This is a genomic window from Paenibacillus macquariensis, assembly GCF_900156375.1.
GTDB lineage: Bacteria > Bacillota > Bacilli > Paenibacillales > Paenibacillaceae > Paenibacillus_AQ > Paenibacillus_AQ macquariensis.
Genome location: NZ_FTNK01000015.1, coordinates 1 through 23,643, shown reverse-complemented (window position 1 = coordinate 23,643; position 23,643 = coordinate 1). Strand labels below are relative to the sequence as shown.

The window sequence follows — 23,643 nt, the reverse complement described above, 5'->3', positions numbered from 1 at the left end:
TAATGTGATATTTGTTACGTTTAGAATGGAAAGAATTACGTTACAATTATAATAATAGATTAGATTTTAACTATATTGGATTAGAGGGGATAGGATCATGGCCTATTACAAACCTCAGCAAATTGCTGAAATAACTGTTGAGATGGGGACGAAGAAAGCCCGTAATCGACTTGCTACAGTACTCATTCTTGGTTTCTTAGGTGGCGCCTTTATTGCACTTGGATTTCTGCTAGATATTCGTGTTATTTCTGGAGCGCCGAAAGAATGGAGTTCCATCATTAATTTCATTGGTGCATCCGTGTTTCCAGTCGGACTTATTCTGGTACTATTGGCCGGTGGTGAACTGTTAACAGGGAATATGATGGCGGTCCCCCTCGCTCGTATGGCAAAGAAGATCTCGACTTGGGAGACGTTTAAGAATCTTATATTAATTACATTGGCTAACTTTGTAGGAGCCATATTTGTTGCTTATTTCTTCGGACATATCGTTGGATTAACGGAGAGCGGCGTATATTTAGAGAAAGTAGTAGATATGGCTGGACACAAGTTAGATACCACTTTTCTACAAGCTTTCGTCTCAGGCGTAGGATGTAACTGGTTAGTAGCTTTAGCGGTATGGTTATCTTATAGCTCAGATAATATAAGTGGCAAAATATTAGGAATCTGGTTCCCAACAATGGCCTTTGTGGCTATAGGATTTCAGCACGTTGTAGCCAATATGTTTCTGATTCCCGCAGCTATCTTTGCCGGATACTATTCGTGGGGAGAATATTGGATGAATTTCGTTCCCGTCTGGTTAGGTAATTTAGCTGGTGGTGTTATCTTTGTAGCTGCTGCCTACTATGTATCTTACCTACGCGATCCACAAGCGCCTTCGCTTACGGTTACCGACGATCATAACTCCAAAGCGAATACATCGCACAAACGTGCGTTGTAAGGTTAAGTCGCCATGATATATCTTTGTATGATCTATGATCATGAACGGTTAGGTCGATTTTTCCTAAGGTTAATTTAGGAAGGTCGACTTTTTTCGTATTACATCGTTTATAACCAGATTTGACCAAGTTTTATTGGTTATTCTTTGCGGAATTGAAGTTGTAGATTTATGATAGAAGATAATGAAGGTCAGATGACCGTTTATGTACAAAGAATTCTAAGGGGTGTAGCAGAATTGATCGAACAAGAGAATGGTGTGTTTAAAGCGGTATGTCCGCTCGATTGTCCGGATACATGCGGTCTGCTACTGCATAAAGAGAAGGGCAAGATTGTAAAAGTTACAGGGAACCCAGACCATCCCATTACGCAAGGAGCCATCTGCAATAAAGTAAGAAACATGACAGAACGTGTATATCATCCTGATCGGATATTGTATCCAATGAGACGAATAGGAGCTAAGGGTGAGGGTCAATTCGAACGGATCTCATGGGATGAGGCTATTAGTGAGATTACAAGTCGTCTGAAACAGTGTATTCGTGATTATGGATCGGAGTCTATTCTACCCTACAGCTTCTATGGAAATATGGGGATTCTCAGTGTAGACGGGATGGACCGTCGCTTCTTCAATGCGCTTGGGGCCAGTCGCTTAAAACAGTCTATTTGTAACTCCGCGGGAACAGCAGGATGGAGATATACGATGGGCTTTAATGGTGGAACCAGCCCAGAAGACACGATAAATGCTGATGTTATTATCGTATGGGGTGGTAACATCATTAGCACGAACATGCATCAAGTGGTGTTAGCGGAGCAAGCTCGCAAACGGGGTGCCAAGGTGATCGTGATTGATGTACACCGTAATCGAACAGCGCAATGGGCGGATTGGTTTATTCCCCTCTATCCGGGCACGGATGCTGCTCTGGCACTGGGGATGATGCATGTGATGTTCCGAGATGATCTTGTGAACGAACAATTTATGAAGCATTACACGATAGGACATGAGGAACTTCGTAAGCAGGTAGAGTCCTATACACCAGAGAGAGTGTCTCGTATTACAGGCGTTACCATCGAAGATATTGAGAAACTTGCTGTCATGTATGGACGCGCCGATACTTCTTACATTCATATCGGGAATGGTCTTCAGCATCATGATAATGGAGGGATGAATGTACGTAGCATTACATGTTTGCCCGCCTTGACGGGACAATGGCTAAGACGTGGTGGTGGAGCTTCAAGATCTAATGGGGGCTATGCGCAGATGAACAGCGCGAAGCTTGAGCGACCGCAGCTACGGCCTAATCCTAAAGCACGCACGATTAATATGAATCGTATCGCCGAAGCATTGGAATGGGAAGACAACCCTGTGAAGGCATTATTCGTATATTGTAGTAATCCTGTTGTCGTCGCACCAGATGCAGATCGTGTGAAGCGGGGATTCTCTCGCGAGGACGTATTCACTGTCGTACACGACTTGTTCGTCACAGATACGGCGAAGTATGCAGATATTGTGTTGCCGGCCACATCATCCTTTGAAAGTACGGATCTCTTCAGTTCATACTGGCATCATTATATCCAGCTACAAGAGCCTGTCATTCCTGCACAAGGTGAGAGTAAGAGTAATATGGAGTTATTCTCACTTCTAGGTCGAGCGATGGGTATGGATGAGGCGTCTTTCAGTCAAAGTGAAGAGGACATGATTAAGGAGGCGTTACACTATCCATCGAACCCATATCTGAATGGTGTGACACTTGAGACACTGAAGGAGCACCAATTCGTGAAGCTAGATATGACGCCACAGCAGACCTTTCTTGAACACCTACCGACACGTTCGGGTAAAATAGAGCTATATTCATCAGCGATGATGGAGGCGGGATTACCTCCACTTCCGGAGTACGTTCCCCTTCAGGAAGGCTATGATGGCGAACGGCGTCCAGGAGTAAATGATCATTTCCCACTTATGTTCATCTCGCCACCGAATCATAATTTTCTAAATTCTACTTTTGCGAATGTGGAGAAACTTCAAAAGATTGAAAAAGCTCCGACACTCCAAATCCATCCCAATGACGCCGCAGCAAGAGGGATCGAAGATCATGATGATGTGATTGTATTTAATCAGCGTGGGCGTTATGAGTTAAAAGCTGTTGTGACGGACAAAATGCTTCCCGGTACTGTGATCAGTCAAGGATTATGGTGGGAAAAGGATGGCAAGAAGCAAAGGGCTAACGTATTAACACCGGATCGACTTGCAGATATGGGTGAGGGTGCGACCTTTTTCTCAACAACAGTTGAAGTAAGAAAAACGGCAGTAGAATAGATTGCTGCATTTATTGTGATATGTCTCGATAATCTAGCATCTATGAATACACATCTAGGAGATTACAACATATGAGAGTGTTACCAACATACCCGAAAGAAGTGAAGGTGTTTCTCCTTGCAAGTCTGATCAATTCCACAGGTAGCGCGCTGATGTGGCCCTTAACAACGATGTTTGTATTTGATGAATTGGGACATAATATGGCAGATGCTGGACTTGTAATATTGATTCAAGCTTTAGGCGGAATTGTAGGACAATTGTTAGGAGGATCAATGTACCACCGGGTTGGCGTTAAGAAGCTTATCGTAGGGTCATTAGTTCTGAACGCAGTGGGACTGTTTGCTCTTCCAGTGACTAGTCAATTCTGGTATTTCTATATGGGGTTAATGGGTTTTATAGGTTTCTGTAATGCATTGTCACTCCCTGCGATTCAGGCATTCATCGGATTCAGATTTGCGGATCGCCGTGGAGAGTTATTTAATATCGTGTACGTCGCTAACAACATTGGTGTAGCATTAGGAACCGCCCTAAGTGGTTTCCTAGCAGATATTTCGTACAAGCTCACATTTATTGCGAATGGGCTAACTTCGGCTGTATTTGCAGTGTTCTTTCTAATCTACTTGAATCGTCTCGATGACGAGCAGGGAGAAGTGCATCTAGACAAAAGGCATACCTCGACCTCTGGCGAGAGCATATGGCGGTTACTTGGAAATACTCGCATTTATTTATACTTAGGCATAGGATCGATGTTTATATTATTAGGTAATTCGATGTGGAATTCGGGTGTATCTCCATTTATTATTTCAGAAGGATTTCCGAAGAAAGCGTATGGATTCCTCTGGACATTGAATGGTATTCTAATCTTCGTGGCGCAACCTATCATCAGTCTATTAAAGCGGTGGCTTACGAAATCCGCTGCATCGCAAATGACGATGAGCGCCGTATTCTATCTATCTTCATATATCGTGATATTAATAACGCATAATTACCCTGGATTAGTATTAGCTATGGTGCTTGCAACGTTGGGTGAAATGTTAATATCGCCTGCTATTCCTGCCTTTATCTCTGATCATGCGGGACGAGCAGCCCCTTTCTACATTGGGCTGAGTGGTGGAGTCGGGGCTATCGGAAGGGTCATAGGACCCTACACCATGGGCCTCTTATACGATGGAGGTGGACTCATCCCAGTCACATGGTTAGCAACAGTGACAGCTGTGATTGGCGTATTATTTTTTATAGTACATGCTATGCAGAATCGTGGCAATAAGTCTGAAATAGTTTCATCAGGACTCTAACGGTTGTAATAGGTTTTTGAAAAAGGAGTGCAATATATTGAAGATTAACCAACGAACGCTCACGATTCGCTTATCTGAAATGAAAGATGCACAACAGATCATGGCTCTGGATGCGGTTGTATGGGATGATAATAGTTCTCCTGAGCCTTTAAATTGGACATCACGGGAGGATTTCCTTCGTCATTGTCAACCGGGGTCACAGTTGATAGCCGTCGTTGATGGACAGTTGTGCGGCTATGTTGGATTTCGTTATCCTACGATGATTAGAACGAATCAACATGTATTTGAGATTAATATTGCCGTTCATCCACAATATCAACATGAGGGAATTGGGACAAGACTGATGGAGATGGTGAAGGCATGGGCTTCAGAGCAAGGGATCAAGAAGTTGAGCTTACGTGTGCTTTCCTCGAATCCGACTGCTTTGAAATTTTACAAGAAATGCGGTTTCGTGATCGAAGGTCGACTCGTTAATGAATTCCATGTTAATGGTCGATATGTAGATGATGTATTGATGGGATACTTTTTGAATTAAAGATTGATGTGGTAATCAGTGAATCAGGAGGTCGATGATGAAAGAAATATATTGCCAGCATTGTTCTAAACATATTGAAGATCGTGGAGATTTGGTTGTGGTTCAACAAGGAATATGGGCCATTGAACCGTATCATACCAAATGTTACGGAGCTGTCGCCAAAGGATTATCGGGCTTACTTGTAAGTGGACCAATTAACTCGAGAGTGTATTCGTTATCTATTATTTTAACTGTTATCATAACGATTGTTGCCATTTTTTTAGATATTCAAGGAATTATTAAGCTAGTTGTTCTCTTTTATTTACTATATGTCATTTCAATGAGAGCATGGTCTTGGTTGAATTATGAGCGACATGTATCTACATAACTAGGTTTGATTGAATTGAGGGGGAATTCGATAGCGTGGGCCAACACTTGATTTCATTAAATGTGGGGAAACCCATAACTGTTGAGTATAAAGGCAAAGAGCTAGAGACAGGTATTTACAAGCAGTCGGTAATGGGTAATGTCTTTTTGGGTAACGAGCTATTTGATGGAGATGGACAAGCCGATCTTGTGCATCATGGTGGACCCGATAAAGCGGTGTGCGTATATCCATACGAACATTATCCTTACTGGGAGAGAGAACTCGGAAAGCCTTTTACGTATGCAGCATTCGGAGAAAACCTAACGGTTACAGGGATGTTGGAGACAGAAGTGTGCATTGGGGATACCTTTCAAGTGGGCGAAGCGATTTTACAAGTTAGTCAGCCTAGATATCCTTGCTTTAAGCTTTCTCAGAAACATGGGTCATCTGATCTGCCCGTTCAAGTTCTGAAGACTGGATTTAGTGGGTTCTATTGCAGGGTATTACAGACAGGGTATATCAGTGGAACTTCAGCTATTCATCAGCTTGAGTCGCATCCTGAACAAGTGAAAGTAGTCGAAATCCTGCGACTTCTTGCCAGTACTCGTAGCGACAGAGACCAAGATGTGTTGCAACGTATGATGGAATTGGACGTTCTGGCGTCTGTCGTAAGAGAAAAGTTCCAAAGATGGTTGGATGAACCGCCATTCAATGGATAACATTTATGTATTCTTGAGTTATCATTAGCGCGTTTGCTTCATTTGGTACTCCAATGCATATAGATCTTCTTCAAGTGAACTCATTTGTTGTCTCACTAAGTGTCTGGCGTCACTAAGGGCTTGATTATAAACAATGGGTGCTAAATGCGACATGAAGAAATCCAATACGCCATCTGCGGCTAGATCACCAATCGTTTCACTTCGTTCTTCTTCGAAATATTGCTGGATAAGTTGTATGGATTGCTCTCGTTGTTCTTTGGGTAATTTCATCGTTTTTATTGTTTTCATCGTGTAATCAGATCCCCTTTAAGTGATGTTAGTCTCTGATGTTCATGTTATCGTAATGGAGGCTCGCGGTCAAAAAGGCCTGTTTGAACAATAGTGTAAGTACATTTGGCTGAATCTACAAAGATGTGCCGTTATTGAACTATCCGCATTTTACAGGTATATTTGTATGAAGTAATTTATGTGCGAGACATATATCTCAACAACGAAAGGTTGATTGCAATGGAGAACCCAAGTACACCCTCCAATTTTATTAAGAATGTGATTACAGAAGATTTGAAATCCGGTAAGGTGAAGGAAATTGTGACACGTTTTCCACCAGAGCCTAACGGTTATTTACATATCGGACATGCTAGAGCGATCTGGATTAACTTTACTTTAGCAGCTGAATTCGGTGGCAAGACGAATCTGCGATTCGATGATACCAATCCGGTCAAAGAAGATACAGAATATGTGAAGTCCATTCAGGAAGATGTGAAGTGGCTCGGATTCGAATGGGAAGAGCTAAGATTCGCTTCTGATTATTTCGATGAGATGTATAACCGTGCAGTGTTGTTGATCAAGAAGGGGAAAGCCTTTATTGATGATCTCAGTGCGGACCAGATTCGTGAGACTCGAGGAACTTTGAAGTCTCCTGGAAGTAACAGTCCATATCGTGATCGTAGTGTAGAAGAGAATCTTGAGTTGTTTGAAGGTATGCGGGATGGCAAGTTTAGTGATGGTGCCAAAGTACTGCGCGCTAAGATTGATATGTCGTCACCTAATATCAACTTACGTGATCCGATCATTTACCGAATCTCACATACGTATCACCATAACACGGGCGATAAATGGTGTATCTATCCGATGTATGCCTTCGCACATCCATTAGAAGATGCGATTGAGGGAATTACACATTCCCTATGCTCATTGGAATTTGAAGACCAACGTCCATTTTATGACTGGGTAGTGGCAGAATGCGAAATGCCAAACGTTCCTCATCAATATGAGTTCGGACGCTTGAATGTGGAGCAGACATTGACGAGTAAAAGAAAGTTGAAGTTACTTGTTGATGAACAACATGTCGATGGCTGGGACGATCCACGGATGCCAACGATTTCGGGACTACGTCGATTAGGTTATACACCTGAGGCGATTCGCAACTTCATTTATGAGACAGGAATTTCTAAGACACAGGGTGTTGTAGATCTTCAAATGCAAGAGCATTTTATCCGTGAGGATCTAAAGCTTAAAGCACCTCGTACGATGGCAGTATTGAACCCACTCAAAGTGGTTATTACCAATTATCCTGAAGATCAGAATGAGTGGTTTGAGGTAGAGAACAATATTGAGAATCCTGAGATGGGCAATCGCCAAGTTCCATTCTCACGTGAAATATATATTGAGCAAGATGACTTTATGGAAGTTCCACCCAACAAGTATTTCAGACTATTCCCAGGTAATGAAGTGCGGTTGAAGAACGCATATTTCATTAAATGTAATGAAGTTATCAAAGATGAAGAAGGTCATGTCGTTGAGATTCACTGTACGTATGACCCTGAGACGAAGAGTGGAAGTGGATTTACTGCTCGTAAGGTAAAAGGAACGATCCATTGGATCGATGCAAGCCAAGCTGTTCCGGCTGAATTCCGTTTGTATGAGCCGCTCATCAAGGCGGAGGAATCCGATGAGGAGATAGATGAGACTGAGGAGAAAGAAGAGAAGACATTCCTTGATCAAATCAATCCGAATTCATTGGAGATCGTGCAAGGGTTTATCGAACCGGGAATGAAAGATGTAGTTCCTCAGGATAAATTCCAATTTTTCCGTCATGGTTACTTTAACGTGGACTCTAAGTACTCCACGCCAGGCCATCCGGTATTTAACCGAATCGTTTCGCTCAAGAGTTCATTTAAAATGAAATAGGTTCTAATTCTAGATAACAAAAAATCAGCTCGCAGTGATATCACTGCGAGCTGATTTTTTTGTTATGTCTTATATGTTTAAGTCTTCCTCAGGATCTTCTTTACGTTCGGTAAGAGAGAGCTTATATCCTTGCTTAAGGATCAAGTACCACATCCATCCGAATCCGACTGCACCTATTAAGGCGAATAACATTCCCGTTCTATACATCGCTTCTGCACCGAAGTTCTGGAACAACCATCCGCCGATAAATGCACCAATGACACCAGAGAGACCACTCAATGCGAGTGTGTATACAGCTTGGCCGGTTGCACGATAGGGACGGGGTAACAACAACGATGTTAATTGGGTTCCAATATAGAAGAATCCGCCAAAGGTGATACAGTGTAGAACTTGAATGGCAGCGACTTGTAGCGGGAGTGTGGCTTCAGCCATCAAGAGCCAGCGAAGACCGAAGAGTAGACTGACTAAGGCAAGACAGCCTAACATCCAAGATATTTTGCGTTTCATGAACCGATCGAATAGGAAGAACATAGCGATTTCCAAAAAAGCAGAAAGGAATACGGCTAACCCGACAATTCTTTTGGAGCCTCCGAGTTCGGTTATATATAATGACATAAATGTGTTATTCATTGCATTAGGGATCGATACCAGAACACCCATCAGAATAAACGAAAGGAAGTATCGATTGCTCATGATATTGGTAAATCCTCTGAGATACAATGTAGGTGAATCGGAAGAACGTTTGAGTGGAGGAAGAACTAAGACCGCTCCAATGGCAATGATAAGAACAGCAGTAAATAATGTCGATACTTTAGATATACCCGTCCAATCTAGAATTTGTCCAACAGCAATGGCGGTTACACCCCAACCGATCGATCCCCATATCCGAAAAGAACCAAACTTATAAGGCGTATCCTCAATATATCCTAGGATAAGGCTGTTACTATGAGAAAAAATAGGCGTCTGGAAGAAAAAGAAAAGTATCATGGCTAAATATACCATGGCATAGGTATCGGCTTGAAAGACAAACTGTACCAGTAGTAATGCTCCACTCATCATAATGATGATAATGCGTTTCATATTATGTAGACGGTCGCCGCAGTATCGCCAAAAGGGGTTAGCAAATAAGGAAACAAAGGGCCCGAGAGCCATTAGTGATCCGATTTCAAATTTCTTCATACCTACATCTTGTAGGTATAGTTGAAAAAAGCTTGTGAAGATGACCATGGTGCCATATATAAAGAAATTAAATAGCTTAAGGGATGTTAAGGAAGACTTCATAGTTATAGATTCACGCAATATCGACATTCCTTTCCGATTTGAATGCAAATCGACAATGGCTATTTACTGTGTTTTAGTTGACCACTTCACTTTATCACGTGTTGAAAGGGTATTCAAACCAGTAAATTTCCATATCATAAAGGGTTGTATGAAATGCATGTAGTATCAAATGACGATTTGTCCCTAGTATCGTATGCAGTTGCTTTTTAACATATGTTTCAAATCTCAAAATGTTATGAAGATTGTCTAGAAATCAATTGGTTTAATTTGTGAATAATGTCACATGATTTTATTAACTTTTGATGTAATCTAGTGATAAAGAAAGCGCTAACGTTTATTGTTTTATTATAGTATACCTTCTCACATTGTAAATATATAAGGAGGTTAAATGATGACGATGACTTTGGAAATGGGTAGAGATTCTGAAGAATGTATTCGTTGGAAGCAAGGAAGAGGTTGGGTATACCAACTACTTATAGATTTCTTCGGAAACCGGCCAAGTCTGTCTTTGATTGCCCAGTGGCAGAAACATATGGTCACGAGAGAAGAAGCAGTCCTCACCAAAGAAGGTCAGAAACTTAAAAGTTATTTATCGAACACTATGCCGGAACATTTCATGGAGATATGTAAAGTAGAGAGGGCTGAGTATCACCGTTTATTTGACGGCGTTCGGCCGATACTTCCTTCGCTTTGTGAGAGTGACTATCGAAGTATGTTAAGCAAGAATAGTGTGGATTATACGTCAGATATCCGTAATAGCTATGCACAATCCGGTATTGTCTTTAATAAATTGCACCTTGAACAAGATGATCACATCTCGATTGAGCTTGAATATATGGCTGTACTCGGTGAACGAATGTCGGATGATTTACGTTTGCGAGCTTCACAACACGCGTTAATGGATTCTCAAATTCAGTTCTTGGAGCAACATGTCATGCAGTGGGTTCCAAGTGTAGCTGAGGCTTTATGTAAGGAAGCACGGTCTCCAATATACAGAAGTCTGGGTTATATTCTACAAGAGTTTTTACCTTATGATATTGCCATGTTACGCTCATGGCGAGCAGAACTTAACTCGTGTTTGATTATTTCATAGTAGTCCTTGAAGCTGATTCCTTGAGCAATGTGTAGGAGTCGGCTTTTTTGTTGTATCACTGCTTCAGGGCAAACCTCATTCCACCTAAGTCATTGGGTCAGATGGGGATGATTTGTATATCCTTATAAATGGCTTCTATTTCCTGTATGGTTACTTTTCCGGCCATCGTGTGTAGTGTATTAGCCGTTCCGCAGGCTGCGCCTCGTTTGAGAGATTCGACGATGTTCTGCCCTCTATGAAGAGCACTCACGAGACCGGCCATCATCGAATCCCCACTACCTACGGGGTTTATGGCATTGACTTGTGGAATCCGAATTCTATAGAATGTTCCACCATAACTAGCGAGTGCCCCACGCGCACCCTGCGACACGACAATAAGCTGAGTGTCAGTACTCATATAAGAAGATATAGCTTGAAGAGTTCCATGGTCGTCATCTTTGCTAATCCCTGCTAGTTCAGCTAATTCATGCTCATTAGGTTTTACTAGATCGGGCTTCCCCTGAAGACCTTCCCGGAGAGCCTCCCCACGAGCATCTAACGCAACCATAGCACCTTGATGGTGTGCGATCTCGGTAAGATCTGCATAGATCGAAGTGGGACATCCTAGGGGCAGACTACCACATAGCAGTACCCAGGCAGAGTCTTTAGCCAAAGATTCTACCTTTAGGCGAAGCTCCCGTAGCTCTGTTTCTGTGATGGTTGGACCGTCCTCTATAAGTTCAGTACTTGTACCAAGTGTAGGATCAAGAATGGTGATGGCCCGTCTGGTTTCACCGTTACGAAGTACGATGAAGTCAGAGGAGATCGTCTCGGACTTCAGACCAGCTAATAGGGTAGCTCCTTGATATCCTGCTACGTAACCTGTAGCTGTAACTGATTCACCTAGAGTTTGTAATACACGGGCGGCATTTACACCTTTACCGCCTGGAACGGATAGATAACCATGCATTCGGTGCAATTGATTCACTTGGAATTGAGGTATAGTATAAGTAATATCTAGTGCTGTATTTAAGGTTACCGTGGTGATCATAGGACACTACTCCTTCAAAGGGCTCTAATTGTCATAAATTATCGCATATTACCTAAGGTAAAGCACGTTGAATCAAATGAACAAGTAGAAACGGCTGCGCCGCCCTTGTCCAAGGTCGGCACCCGTTTCAGCGGAAATAAAAGGACGTATCCTACATCCCATAAGGGGAAGAGGATACGTCCTTTATTAAAATGTTTGTCTTAGTCCTGTAATTTAGGTTTTCTAAATTTCATCAAGAACTCATATACAACCGGTACGATAACCAGTGTTAGCAATGTGGAACTGATCAGACCACCAATAACGGTAATCCCAAGTCCACGTGAAATGATTCCAGCACTATCTTCTAATCCAGTCACTAGCGGTAGCAATGCACCAATGGTGGCAAGTGCAGTCATTAGGATCGGACGAAGGCGAGTTGCTCCGGCTTCAAGCAATGCATCGCGTGTAGACATTCCTTCTTGCTCTTTGTGAATAACGCGGTGAATAAGTACAATCGCGTTCGTTACAACGATCCCTATGAGCATCAATGCGCCCATGAGTGAGGATACATTGAGTGGCTCCTTCGCAATCAGTAGTCCAACAAGGGCACCAATAATTGTGAACGGTAAGGAGAAGAGAATCGCAAATGGTGCAAGACCTCCACCGAAGGTTACCACGAGAACAAAGTATACAACGGCTATGGCCGCTAGCATAGCAAGACCAAGCTGTGTGAATGTATCATTGATTTGTTCTGTCGCACCACCGAATTTAATTTCAATACCATCAGGTTTGTCGATTGATTTAATTTTTTCTTCTAAGTTTGTCGAAGCTTTACCCACATCAGCTGTTACAATATTGGCTGAAATGGATACGACCATTTTACCGTCTGTACGAGTAATGGAGTTCGGAGAAGTTCCTTTTTCCACTTTAGCTACATCTTTAATGGCAACTTCCATGCCAAGAGGTGACTTAATCTTTTCGTTTGAAATCTCGTCAATATTCTTATAAACGGTACTGTCTGCTTCGATGTACACTTTATAAGTTTTGTTATCGACTTCAATTTCAGTTAGAACTGGACGTTCACGCACTGGACTTAACTCCATAGCAATCTGCCCAGCCGTAAGACCAAGTGAACTTAATTTCTCTTGATCAGCAACGATGGTGTATTGATCATATGAAGTAGAAAGACTTGTCTTCGCTTTATCGAAGTGCTCCGTATCTTCTTTCACTAGCTTAAGAACTTCATCGGATATAGGTTTAATGTCTTCTAAGCTGTCACCGAATACACTAACGCTTAAGCCACTTCCACCCATTCCGCCAGTCATGTCTAGAGAAGCCCATTCACCTTCAGGAACCAGCTTGTGTAGATCTTCGACGAGTTGTTTTGGGATATCCTCGAAATTTTTCGTATCGGATTTGAATCCAATGTAGAATAGACCGGAGTTGGACGCACTAGCACCGCCCATCGGGTTACTACCTCCAATGGAATACTGCATTTTCTCTACGCCAGGTTGTTTAAGAATGAACTCCTCAGCTTTCAAGGCAAGTTTCTCAACTGCGGCAAGCTGCTCACCAGGTTTAGGTGAGTAGGTCACCATGGTGTATTTATCTTTTTGATCCGGCATGAAGCTAGTACCAATCAAAGGATACAACATTAGACTACCTACAAGAAGGAGAATAGCACCACCGAAGGTAATGGCTTTATGAGAGAGACACCAGTTCAGGATACGTTGATATCCTCTAGCGAGACCGCCAATTTCCTCTTTGCCTGTGTGCCTTTTCTTGTTAATTCCCTTTTTGAAGAGCGTATGTGCAAGCATAGGTACAATCGTAATGGCGATCACAAGCGAAGCCAAGAGAGCAAATACCATCGTTAATGCGAAAGGTAGGAATAGTTCGCCAACCATACCACTAACAAAGGCAAGAGGTAGGAATACTGCAATGGTTACGATCGTAGATGACATAATAGGAACAAACATTTCACGAGTGGCTTCGCGAACGAGTTCACGACCACGTAGGGGTTCGTCACTATCGGTTAATCGTCTATAAATGTTCTCAATGACGACAATGGAGTCATCGATGACCCGTCCAATGGCTACGGTCATCGCACCTAAAGTCATCATATTTAACGTAATATCTAACTGCCAAAGGATGAGAATGGCTGTTAATAGAGATAATGGGATCGAGATAATCGATATAATCGTAGATCGAATATTACGAAGGAAGATAAGAATGATGATGACTGCGAACAAGGCTCCAAATACAGCTTTACTAAGCATGGTATTTACAGAGTCTTCGATAGGCTCACCTTGATCGAGCAGAGTGATCAGCTCAAGACCAGAATAGCTTTTTTTCAAATCTGCCATTTTGTCTTTAACGGCATTAACGACATCGACGGTATTTGCATCGTTGTCTTTCACAATTGAAATCCCGATGGATTCAAGACCGTTGGTACGAGAGATAGACTCTGCTTTACCAATAACTTGAATATCGGCAATTTCACTAAGTTTAACTGTAGGAATGCCCGTAACCGCGCCACCTGTTGGAGCATTTACATTTCCTGCTGGAGCATTTTGTGCTCCAGTAGCCGTGTTCGGAATAACTGGAATGGCTAAGTTCTTCAGATCGTCAAGTTCAACGATATTGCCATCGACTACAACGGCTTTTTGGGATTCTTCTAAATTAAATAGTCCTAGCGGTACACGTAAGGAGGAGCCTTGAACGATTCCTTTAACGGTATCTACGTTTAGGCCTAACTCAGCCATTTTTGACGTATTAAATTTCAATTGAACTTCTTTAACATATTGTCCCGATATACTTACGGAGGCAACACCTGCAAGCTTCTCGATTTCAGGTTTAACTTGATTCTCGATAACTTTTGTTAATTCTTCTAAGTCTTTCGCTTGATTGTTTGAAGCACTTAGAGAAATGACAGGAAAAGAACTTAAACTGAATTTAGAGATGGTTGGTTTTTGTGCATCTTTTGGTAATGTGACTTCATTTAGGGCTTCTCGGACAGCAGCGGTTGCTTGGTCCAAGTCCGTACCATAATCGAATTCCATAGCAATCGAAGCGGCGTTCTCCATAGAAGTGGAAGTTACCGTCTTGACGCCATCGACATTGCGTAAACGTTGTTCAAGGGGGATGGTTACATCTTGAACGACACCTTCTGGAGCTGCACCAGGATAGACAGCAACTACGTTTAGAAATGGAATGCTGATATTAGGCATGGTTTCTTGTTTCATGGATACTCCGGCAAATAACCCTGCAGCAGTGATAATAATCGTAAGTAACCAGATAGCAAATTTATTATTTATTGAGAAATTAATAATGCTCTTCATAAGTATGGTTCTGCTCCTTTCTCTCTACATTCTTGATTGATTCGGGATGAATTATGTTTCATTGGTTCGAAGAATATTGGGTTTCACTGGTTTGTTGAATATAGTGAAATAATCTCCCTGAGTTCATTCGTTAAGACGTGTAGTTCTGTTATCAGTTGTAGATTACCGAGCATACCCAATAGAATGACTCTGCGAGGTTGAATATCTACGATTTCTTTCTCCAGAATATGAATCGACTCCAGAGCATCTTTGCACGTTTGTTTATCAAGCGAGCTTTCTTTCAGGAAGTCTTTCATTTCCTTGGTTACCTGAAGCGGGTGTCGTTGATTGTCAGATTGGTCTTTGATTTCATTAATCCAATGGGACCACGCATCCGGAGTGATTAGGGGCTCAGTAGCCCTAGAGATAACACTCTCACTGACATCATCAAGTAAAGTTATGAGATGGTGTGACATCTTTTGAATGTTAATTGGAAGGTTAGGAATGAACAACATCTTTAAATGAGAGAATAGTATGCCGCCGAACAATAGAATGAGGTCCATCGTGTAGGGCTCAATCTCAGTACCGTAGATGGCTTCAAGTTTGACTTTGAACCAGTACAGCATTCGTAATTGATCCTCTTGTATACATGCATTTTTCTCATGTTTCTTTCTAGGGCCAGGACCATCTATGAACTGTTTCCTTACAAACTCTCGCAATTCGATCAGATGACTAAGAAGAACCTCGACTTGTTTTTGTAGTTGTTCTTTTGGAGAAAGATGGCTGTCCTGTTCTACCTGCATAATACTGTCGCGAATGAGCTGATAACAGTATAAGTAGATGCTCTCTTCCAACTCATCTTTTGATTTGAAGTGCAGGTATAAGCTACCCTTGGACATCTCACATACTTCAGCAATTTCTTGCATGGAAGTTGAGGAAATGCCTTGTGTGGAGAATAGTTGCAAGGCAGTCTTCAAGATATAGGTCTTCTTGTCCGCTGATTTCTCAGACAATATGCACACACTCCTTCCTAGAACTTTGAAGTTCTGATTTTGACTCAATAGTCAAAGTATATTATATATCGAATTAGGTTACAACTTTGGTCCATTGTAGTACGGTTCATCAGGATATCAGTTTCAAACCTATAGCTGCAGCAAGAATCATCGAAATGAATACAATTCGTTTGAACTCCTTGGGTTCGTTATACATCGTCATACCGACGATGGCACTACCTACGGTTCCAATGCCTGTCCATACAGCATAAGCCGTACCCATAGAGAGAGATGTCATGGCATAAGAAAGCAATGAGAAGCTACCTATAAATGAGATGGACATCAGGATATATGCCTTGGGTCCTTTACGATCTGCGATGCCCTTAATACCAATGACGCCTAATACTTCACATAAACCTGCGAGAATAACTACAATCCAAGCCATTAGATATTCGCCTCCTTCGAAGGTGTTATATCTTTATCTGTAATTAACTTCAGACCAATGACACCGGATAGGAGCAACAGAATAAGTAGTACCTTGGACAAGCGAAAAGGTTCATCGAAGAATAGCATTTCTGCAATAACTGTCCCTCCTGTGCCTAATCCAGTAAATACGGCGTAGACCGTCCCGATAGGCAATTGTTTCGAAGCCATAATAATAAGGAAAAAACTTATTGCAATAGCAAGAGCTGTTCCCGCCCATTCCGCAATGGTATTTGAATGTTTTAATCCAGATACCCATACCACTTCAATAATTCCTCCAATAAATACATAAAGCCATTGTCGATTCATGGTGACACTCCTTTTACCCTTAAATTGTTGTGATGATGAATTCAAGTCCGAAGAGAACGGGGCCTTGAACATTAGTTCTTCTTGAAAACGACTTGAATTTTCAGTATAACATTTCATGCGCGTCATTTTGAATTAAGATGTTTCATTTTGAAGAAGTGAATAGGAGGATTAGGATCAATCATGTACAATAGTATTGTTATAGGTTGCTTGTAGAATACATAGAGCAGATTAAAGGTGAGGGAATATATGAGACGAGGATTACAGATAGTATTAATTTCAGCCATTGTTTTTGCATTTTATTATTTTGGGTTCGGTGTTGTAGGAAAAACAGCGGGAACGATAGTGAGTATATTTTCAACATTAACGGTCATTTCGCTATGCTTCATTATCTTTATGGAGAACCGGAATCCATCTACAACGTTAACATGGATACTCTTGCTTGCATTAGTTCCTATCGTGGGTTTGATCTTTTACTTCCTATTCGGTCAGAACTATTTCAACCGCCGGAAATACGATAAAAAAGCACTGCGTGATATGAAGGTATATGAAAGATTTGAGAAAGAAGAGCTACGTTTCCATCAGGATCTTACGCAGTTTACACCTCGTCAACAACAAATGTTGAAATTATCGAAGAAGCTAGCACGTACGCCCATTTCTTTCAATACAGAAACAACGATTCTGACGAATGGAGAGCAGACCTTCTCCAATTTGATTCATGAACTCGAGAACGCCGAACATCATATTCACATGGAATATTACATCTTTAGAGCAGATGATATCGGTACACGAATTCAGCAAATTCTGATTAATAAAGCCAAATCAGGCGTTAAGATCAGATTTATGTATGATGCGGTGGGGAGTATTCAAATTTCTAAATCATTTCTGAAAGAAATGGTTGATGCAGGTGTGAAATTGGTTGCGTTCGGTAGCGTTAAGACGAATTTCTTCTCCAGTCGTGTGAACTTCCGTAATCATCGTAAGATTGTAGTTATTGATGGAGATGTAGGTTTTATCGGTGGACTGAACGTGGGCGATGAGTACTTGAGCCGAAGTAAGACGTATGGCTACTGGCGGGATACACACATGTTAGTTAGAGGAGAAGCTGTACGAACGCTACAGATGATCTTCTTGCAGGACTGGTTGCATATGACGGGAGAGAAACTCTTTGAACAAGAGTATTTCTCACCTACCCTGACGAGTGGCGGGGACGGTGCCGTTCAGATGATTGCGAGTGGTCCCGACAATGAGAGACGCGTGCTACGGAACATCTTCTTCTCGATGATTACTTCGGCGAAGAAAAGTGTATGGTTGGCGACACCGTATTTCATACCTAACGATGATATTTTAACAGCCTTGAGGGTAGCTGCTTTGTCGGGGATGGATGTGAGGATTCTATTCCCTGCTAAACCAGATAAGAAACTTCCTTTCTTCGCTTCGCACTCCTATTTCCCTTCATTGTTGGATGCAGGTGTGAAGATCTATGAGTACGAGAAGGGGTTTATTCATTCCAAACTCTTGATTGTAGATGGTGAAGTGGCGACGATAGGGACAGCGAATATGGATATGCGCAGCTTGAATCTTAACTTCGAGGTCAATGCGCTTCTTGTTCAGACAGCTAGTGTGAAGAAGATGGTTACAGACTTCGAAAGGGACCTATTATCAACGAACCTTGTTGACTTAGATCAATTGAAGAATAAGAAGTTATGGGAACGTTTCATGGAATCTGCCGCAAGATTAATGGCACCATTATTATAAAAGATGAAGAGAGCTTACGAAGCGAGTTTTGTGCCAAAACTTAAGTGAATGCTTACGAAGCGAGTTTTGTTCCAAAACTTAAGTGAATGCTTACGAAGCGAGTTTTGTTCCAAAACTTAAGTGAATGCTTACGAAGCGAGTTTTGTTCCAAAACTTTAAAGTAAATGCTTACGAGGATAGTTTTGTGCCAAAACTCTAAGGGGGAACTTAAATGAAGGAAACGGAATCTCAAGGCGGGACAGGAGGATTGTCTTTACAAAAGGCAGGTTCCACTGGCTTGTCGAGAGAGTCACTCATGCCAGAAGTGCCGACGGGTGAACGTAAAATAGAACATGTACGCCTTTGTCTGGAAGAAGAAGTAGGAGGCAATGGCGTAACAACCGGATTTGAGGGTTATCGATTCCGTCATTGTGCTCTGCCAGAGGTCAACTTTGACGATATTAGTATCGTGGCCAACTTCTTAGGGCAGACATTACGTACACCGCTACTTATTAGCTCTATGACAGGTGGAAGTGCGGCGACGGGAGCTATTAATTCGCGTCTGGCAGAAGCAGCAGAGAGGCGGGGCTGGGCGCTAGGTGTTGGTTCTGTTCGTGCTGCCGTCGAACGGGAAGAACTAGCATCTACTTTCTATGTAAGGGATAAGGCGCCAAGTATACCGATTATCGCCAATCTTGGGGCCGTTCAGCTGAACTATGGCTTCACAACGGATGATTGCTTACGTGCTATTGAGATTGCTGGTGCTAGCATGCTCGTGTTGCATCTGAATGGTCTTCAAGAAGTATTTCAGCCAGAAGGAAATACGAACTTTAGTGGATTACTATCACGAATTCAAGAAGTATGCCATAAGCTTGATGTGCCTGTAGGCATCAAGGAAGTGGGCTGGGGTATTGATGGTGAGACCGCGTCGAAGTTATATGACGCGGGCGTTGCCTTCATCGACGTGGCTGGTGCCGGAGGCACCTCTTGGAGCCAAGTTGAGAAATTCCGCAGCCGCGACGAGGTTCGTCGCGCGGCAGCGGAAGCTTTCGCGGGGTGGGGTATTCCCACCGCGGAGTGCATTACAGAAGTGCGGGAGGTTTCCCCGCACGGGGGCTTGATCGCAAGCGGCGGGCTGAATAGCGGCGTGGATGCCGCTAAGTCACTCGCACTCGGTGCCGATCTCGCGGGATTTGGCCGCAGCCTGCTCGGGCCGGCCGTGCAATCCGAGGAGGCGCTCGACGCCGCCCTCGCGAGGGTAGAGCTAGAGCTACGCACAGCGATGTTTGGCATCGGCGCTGCGAATATAGCGGCGCTACGTACGACGCGGCGCTTAGTTCGAGTGAAATAGACAACGAAGAGTGCTTGAATAGGTCTTATTCTTATTTATTTTTGCTGAATTTACTGTAATGGAGTTAAAGACATATATTAAGATAAACACCCTTATTCCCTATGTGAAATAAGGGTATTTATCTTGAAAATCATAAATTCTCAATGATATCAACGTAATCACGAATGAAAAAATCATTTAATTGTCAAAAAAAGTTTTGCCTTCCTGTTCTAATCCCCTTATATTAAAAGTACAAATAACGGAAAACGTTCGTATTTGAAATAATAATAGAAACGGGAAGGTGACTCTTTTGAAGAAATCTCTTTTTCAATTGAATACAAAGACAGTGGTGACGATTGGGATTTGTGCGGCACTGTATGGCGCCACGGGATCTATTGGGGTTCCTATTGGTCCGGATACTTCATTAAGACCTGCTATTGCACTCCTAGCTATTTTTGGTGCATTGTTTGGTCCGATTGTTGGCTTCACAGCTGGTTTCATTGGACATATCCTAACGGACTTGTTGACGAGTGGAATGGTGTGGTGGGGATGGGCACTTGGTTCCGCACTTACAGGTGCGTTCATGGGTATTATCTATTTGTACAAAGGATTTGATCCGTCAGCTGGGCTCGTTAAGAGCAAGCATATTGGATTCTTTGCGGTGTACGGTATCGTCGGCATCATATTTTCGTTATTATTCTCATGGTGGTTCGATATTACGTTCATGGGTGAGCCATCAGACAAATTAGTTATTCAGGTTTCGTTAGCATCCATCTCTAACATTGCCGTATTTGCAGTGTTAGGTATTCCTGCTGTACTTGGTTATGCTAAACGGAATCGGAAGGCCAGTAATTTAAGTGTGAATGAATAGGAGTAAACAAATTATATGAAGCCCATCATCTCGTTTCAACAATATAGCTTCCGATATAAGAGTCAGAATGAACCAACGCTTAAGAACATTACATTAGACATCTACGCTGGTGAAAAAATATGGATTGCGGGACCTAGTGGTTCCGGAAAGTCGACATTAGCCCATTGCATCAATGGGCTAATTCCTTTTACGTATAGCGGTGAGATCAGTGGCAGCATGACAATCGATGGCCTTGATCCGGCGACTTTAAGTATATTTGAACTTAGCACCAAGGTAGGAACCATTCTTCAGGATCAAGACTCCCAATTCGTTGGACTAACGGTTGGGGAAGACGTCGCTTTTGTGATGGAGAATAAGGCTGTCCCACGTCCAGAAATGAAAGCTAAAGTTATTTCAGCGCTAACGATGGTTGATATGCTCCATAATATAGACCAAAGCCCCTACGATTTGTCGGGGGGCCAGAAACAAAATGTTTCCCTTGCGGGCGTGCTCTCTACAGATGCGGATGTTCTATTATTTGATGAACCCCTAGCGAATCTAGATCCAGTTAGTGGCACACGAGCGATGAAGCTCATTCATGATATTCACGTACAAAGTGGAAAAACAGTCATTATCATCGAACATCGCGTAGAGGATGTCCTACAAGAGCCAATTGACCGCATTGTGCTTATGAACCAAGGAGAGATTGCGGCAGTTGGAACACCGGATGACATCTTATCCTCTGGAGTACTTCGAAAGTATGGACTGCGCCCACCGCTCTATGCGGATGCGATTGAATATGCAGGTATCTCATTAGAGGGTGTGAAGGGACTAAGTGTACCTCAACAACTCGCTATTCCTGGTCTGAAAGAGCAACTAGATGCTTGGACAAGAGAGGTTGGGGAGAATGAATCTAGTCCCACCTATGCGCCATTACTTGAACTTCAGCATGTCGTATTTGGGTATGACAAAGACAAGTCCGTTATCAATGATGTCTCGCTGAATGTCGGCGTAGGCGAAGTTGTTGCCTTGCTCGGTAATAACGGTGCTGGAAAGTCGACACTGTCGCAACTAATCACTGGAATTCTGAAACCGCAGTCTGGTCGGATGATCTATGCAGGAGAGGATATCAGCTCATGGTCCATCCGTCGCCGTGGGGAAAGAATTGGTTATGTGATGCAGAATCCCAACCACATGATTACACAGCATATGATTGCCGAGGAAGTGGGTCTCGGATTGAAGGTTAGAGGCGTGGCAGCTGATGAGATCAAAGAACGTGTAGAACATGCTCTGAAAGTATGTGGACTACATCCATTTCGTAATTGGCCTGTCTCCGCACTTAGTTATGGGCAGAAGAAGAGACTGAGTATCGCTTCTATTCTTATTCTTGAGCCGAAGCTTATGATATTGGACGAACCTACAGCAGGACAAGATTATCATCATTATAAAGAGTTTATGGATTTCATCCGAGGACTTGCAGCGCAAGGATTGGCATTCCTCCTGATTACCCATGACATGCATCTAGCTTTAGAGTACGCTCAGAGAGCAGTTGTGTTGAGTGATGGTAAAGTGATCGCTGAGGATACGGTAGCTTCCGTACTAAGCCAACCTGAGGTGACCACTACTGCGCATTTGAAAGAGACATCGCTCTCCTTATTCGCTAGAGCTAACGACCTAGACAAGCCTGAACGTTTGGTTCATGCTTTTATCAACTATGAGAAGGAGAAAGGCCATGAATAGAACGGGAAGCCTATATGAACCGGGGAATTCCCTCTTTCATCGATTGGATGGGACGGTCAAGCTATGCTTGTTCGCCGTATGGACCATCCTAACCTTTCTTTTTTTAGACTTGCGCGTGTTTGGAGTTATGCTGGCAGTAGGAGCTATTTTACTTATTACATCAGGTATTCCTTTCAAAAGAATTGCATTGCTGTTCTGGATCATGATTATCTTTACCGTCCTAAACAGTATATTTATTCTACTCATTACGCCTACCTTTGGTACACGTATGACAGGAACGGATACCCCGATGATTCCACTTGGGTATAATACGATAAATGCAGAGACTCTCTTTTATATTCTGACGCTGTCAGCGAAATATTTAACGTTGCTGCCGATTACGCTCTTGTGCATTTTCACAACACAGCCGAGTGAATTCGCTGCTAGCTTAAATAGAATCGGAATTCCCTATAAAATTGCTTATGCGGTAAGCATTGCGTTTCGTTATATTCCTGAGTTAACGGGTGAGTTTCGAAATACGTTGAACTCCATGCAAGCTCGTGGGATGGGTATCTCGAAAGAAGATGGGAAGTTAGGACAACGATTTCGTAATTTTGCAGCTGTGGTTGTTCCTGTGCTTCAATCTGCCCTACACCGTATAGACTCCGTTACAAATGCGATGGAACTCCGAGGTTTTGGCACACAAAGACGCCGTACTTGGTATAGTGGCAAGGATATGAAGGCATTGGATTGGATGATGATAGGTGGAAGTATATTGTTACTAGGATTAGGTCTGTGGTTAAGGTTGAAGGGTCTAGGGCCTTATTGGTATCCATTTTTATAAATAAGAAGATGGGGTATGAGAATACAGATATAAGTATGTCGAAGAATCTTTAATAGGAAGTCTTAACGTCATAAGGCTAAGTTGTCTTTATGGCGCTCTTTTATGCGAATTATGTATATCCGCTTCTATGCCTTGCCGCCTTAATTGTTCTAATATATAATGGGTAAGATCTACGGCAATAATTATATATAGCAAGATCAATTACCTAAAATGGGAGTTGTCATATAAATGGCTTTAAAAGCAGGAATTGTTGGATTACCGACGTTCCCCCTAGAGATTTAATCCCCGCGATAAATAACCTCTATATTACTACCATCAAAAACCTCTATAGAATGTATCATTTGCCT

General features: G+C 42.5%; 20 protein-coding genes. 13 read left to right on the top strand and 7 right to left on the bottom strand.

Features of this window, described 5'->3' with window-relative positions:
* The first annotated feature begins 97 nt into the window (after positions 1 to 97).
* The 6 genes from BW961_RS21620 to BW961_RS21595 all read left to right on the top strand — a co-directional run bounded on the left by BW961_RS21620 (position 98) and on the right by BW961_RS21595 (position 6,142).
* Positions 98 to 937 carry a formate/nitrite transporter family protein gene (locus BW961_RS21620; protein WP_068583784.1) on the top strand — a complete coding sequence of 280 codons (840 nt, stop codon included), beginning with the start codon at positions 98 to 100 and terminating at the stop codon, positions 935 to 937.
* A gap of 192 nt (positions 938 to 1,129) precedes the next feature.
* On the top strand, positions 1,130 to 3,247 hold the full coding sequence (locus BW961_RS21615; protein ID WP_068584394.1) for a molybdopterin-containing oxidoreductase family protein: 2,118 nt from the start codon (positions 1,130 to 1,132) through the stop codon (positions 3,245 to 3,247).
* A 71-nt stretch (positions 3,248 to 3,318) separates the two neighbouring features.
* On the top strand, positions 3,319 to 4,542 hold the full coding sequence (locus BW961_RS21610) for an MFS transporter (RefSeq protein WP_068583785.1): 1,224 nt from the start codon (positions 3,319 to 3,321) through the stop codon (positions 4,540 to 4,542).
* A 37-nt stretch (positions 4,543 to 4,579) separates the two neighbouring features.
* Positions 4,580 to 5,077 carry a GNAT family N-acetyltransferase gene (locus BW961_RS21605; protein WP_244556021.1) on the top strand — a complete coding sequence of 166 codons (498 nt, stop codon included), beginning with the start codon at positions 4,580 to 4,582 and terminating at the stop codon, positions 5,075 to 5,077.
* Positions 5,078 to 5,111: 34 nt separating this feature from the next.
* On the top strand, positions 5,112 to 5,444 hold the full coding sequence (locus BW961_RS21600; RefSeq protein ID WP_139331710.1) for a hypothetical protein: 333 nt from the start codon (positions 5,112 to 5,114) through the stop codon (positions 5,442 to 5,444).
* A gap of 35 nt (positions 5,445 to 5,479) precedes the next feature.
* Complete coding sequence (locus tag BW961_RS21595; RefSeq protein WP_068583789.1) at positions 5,480 to 6,142, top strand: MOSC domain-containing protein; 663 nt, start codon at positions 5,480 to 5,482, stop codon at positions 6,140 to 6,142.
* 24 nt (positions 6,143 to 6,166) lie between these two features.
* Here BW961_RS21595 and BW961_RS21590 read toward each other — a convergent pair whose 3' ends face one another.
* Positions 6,167 to 6,430 (bottom strand): DUF2164 domain-containing protein, encoded by a 264-nt coding sequence (locus tag BW961_RS21590; protein WP_326111972.1) that lies wholly within the window; start codon positions 6,428 to 6,430, stop codon positions 6,167 to 6,169.
* 219 nt (positions 6,431 to 6,649) lie between these two features.
* On the opposite strand from BW961_RS21590, the gene BW961_RS21585 reads away from it, so the two are divergent.
* Positions 6,650 to 8,332, top strand: coding sequence for a glutamine--tRNA ligase/YqeY domain fusion protein (locus BW961_RS21585; RefSeq protein ID WP_068583790.1), 1,683 nt, complete (start codon positions 6,650 to 6,652; stop codon positions 8,330 to 8,332).
* A gap of 69 nt (positions 8,333 to 8,401) precedes the next feature.
* On the opposite strand, the gene BW961_RS21580 is transcribed toward BW961_RS21585, so the two are convergent.
* Positions 8,402 to 9,613, bottom strand: coding sequence for an MFS transporter (locus BW961_RS21580; protein WP_139331709.1), 1,212 nt, complete (start codon positions 9,611 to 9,613; stop codon positions 8,402 to 8,404).
* Between the two features lie 388 nt (positions 9,614 to 10,001).
* On the opposite strand from BW961_RS21580, the gene BW961_RS21575 reads away from it, so the two are divergent.
* Positions 10,002 to 10,706 carry a TorD/DmsD family molecular chaperone gene (locus tag BW961_RS21575; RefSeq protein ID WP_082867415.1) on the top strand — a complete coding sequence of 235 codons (705 nt, stop codon included), beginning with the start codon at positions 10,002 to 10,004 and terminating at the stop codon, positions 10,704 to 10,706.
* 97 nt (positions 10,707 to 10,803) lie between these two features.
* Here BW961_RS21575 and BW961_RS21570 read toward each other — a convergent pair whose 3' ends face one another.
* From BW961_RS21570 to BW961_RS21550, 5 genes are all read right to left on the bottom strand, one after another.
* Complete coding sequence (locus BW961_RS21570) at positions 10,804 to 11,736, bottom strand: 1-phosphofructokinase family hexose kinase (RefSeq protein ID WP_068583795.1); 933 nt, start codon at positions 11,734 to 11,736, stop codon at positions 10,804 to 10,806.
* 200 nt (positions 11,737 to 11,936) lie between these two features.
* Positions 11,937 to 15,056: an efflux RND transporter permease subunit gene (locus BW961_RS21565; protein WP_068583798.1), complete on the bottom strand. Its 3,120-nt coding sequence runs from the start codon at positions 15,054 to 15,056 to the stop codon at positions 11,937 to 11,939.
* An 83-nt stretch (positions 15,057 to 15,139) separates the two neighbouring features.
* On the bottom strand, positions 15,140 to 16,048 hold the full coding sequence (locus tag BW961_RS21560) for a TetR/AcrR family transcriptional regulator (protein WP_068583802.1): 909 nt from the start codon (positions 16,046 to 16,048) through the stop codon (positions 15,140 to 15,142).
* Positions 16,049 to 16,157: 109 nt separating this feature from the next.
* Positions 16,158 to 16,472 carry a DMT family transporter gene (locus BW961_RS21555; protein ID WP_068583805.1) on the bottom strand — a complete coding sequence of 105 codons (315 nt, stop codon included), beginning with the start codon at positions 16,470 to 16,472 and terminating at the stop codon, positions 16,158 to 16,160.
* Positions 16,472 to 16,819 carry a DMT family transporter gene (locus BW961_RS21550; RefSeq protein ID WP_068583809.1) on the bottom strand — a complete coding sequence of 116 codons (348 nt, stop codon included), beginning with the start codon at positions 16,817 to 16,819 and terminating at the stop codon, positions 16,472 to 16,474. The genes BW961_RS21555 and BW961_RS21550 overlap by 1 nt, the downstream gene beginning before the upstream one ends.
* 246 nt (positions 16,820 to 17,065) lie before the next feature.
* Here BW961_RS21550 and cls point away from each other — a divergent pair, with 246 nt between their 5' ends.
* The 5 genes from cls to BW961_RS21525 all read left to right on the top strand — a co-directional run bounded on the left by cls (position 17,066) and on the right by BW961_RS21525 (position 23,296).
* Positions 17,066 to 18,574, top strand: a complete 1,509-nt coding sequence (gene cls / locus BW961_RS21545) for a cardiolipin synthase (RefSeq protein WP_068583810.1) — start codon at positions 17,066 to 17,068, stop codon at positions 18,572 to 18,574.
* 295 nt (positions 18,575 to 18,869) lie between these two features.
* Entirely contained in the window at positions 18,870 to 19,904 is a 1,035-nt protein-coding gene (gene fni / locus BW961_RS21540) for a type 2 isopentenyl-diphosphate Delta-isomerase (protein ID WP_244556026.1), read from the top strand.
* A 289-nt stretch (positions 19,905 to 20,193) separates the two neighbouring features.
* Positions 20,194 to 20,754: an ECF-type riboflavin transporter substrate-binding protein gene (locus BW961_RS21535; RefSeq protein ID WP_068583814.1), complete on the top strand. Its 561-nt coding sequence runs from the start codon at positions 20,194 to 20,196 to the stop codon at positions 20,752 to 20,754.
* Positions 20,755 to 20,769: 15 nt separating this feature from the next.
* Positions 20,770 to 22,473, top strand: a complete 1,704-nt coding sequence (locus BW961_RS21530) for an ABC transporter ATP-binding protein (RefSeq protein WP_068583817.1) — start codon at positions 20,770 to 20,772, stop codon at positions 22,471 to 22,473.
* Positions 22,466 to 23,296, top strand: coding sequence for an energy-coupling factor transporter transmembrane component T family protein (locus BW961_RS21525; RefSeq protein ID WP_068583822.1), 831 nt, complete (start codon positions 22,466 to 22,468; stop codon positions 23,294 to 23,296). The genes BW961_RS21530 and BW961_RS21525 overlap by 8 nt, the downstream gene beginning before the upstream one ends.
* Positions 23,297 to 23,643 lie beyond the last annotated feature (347 nt).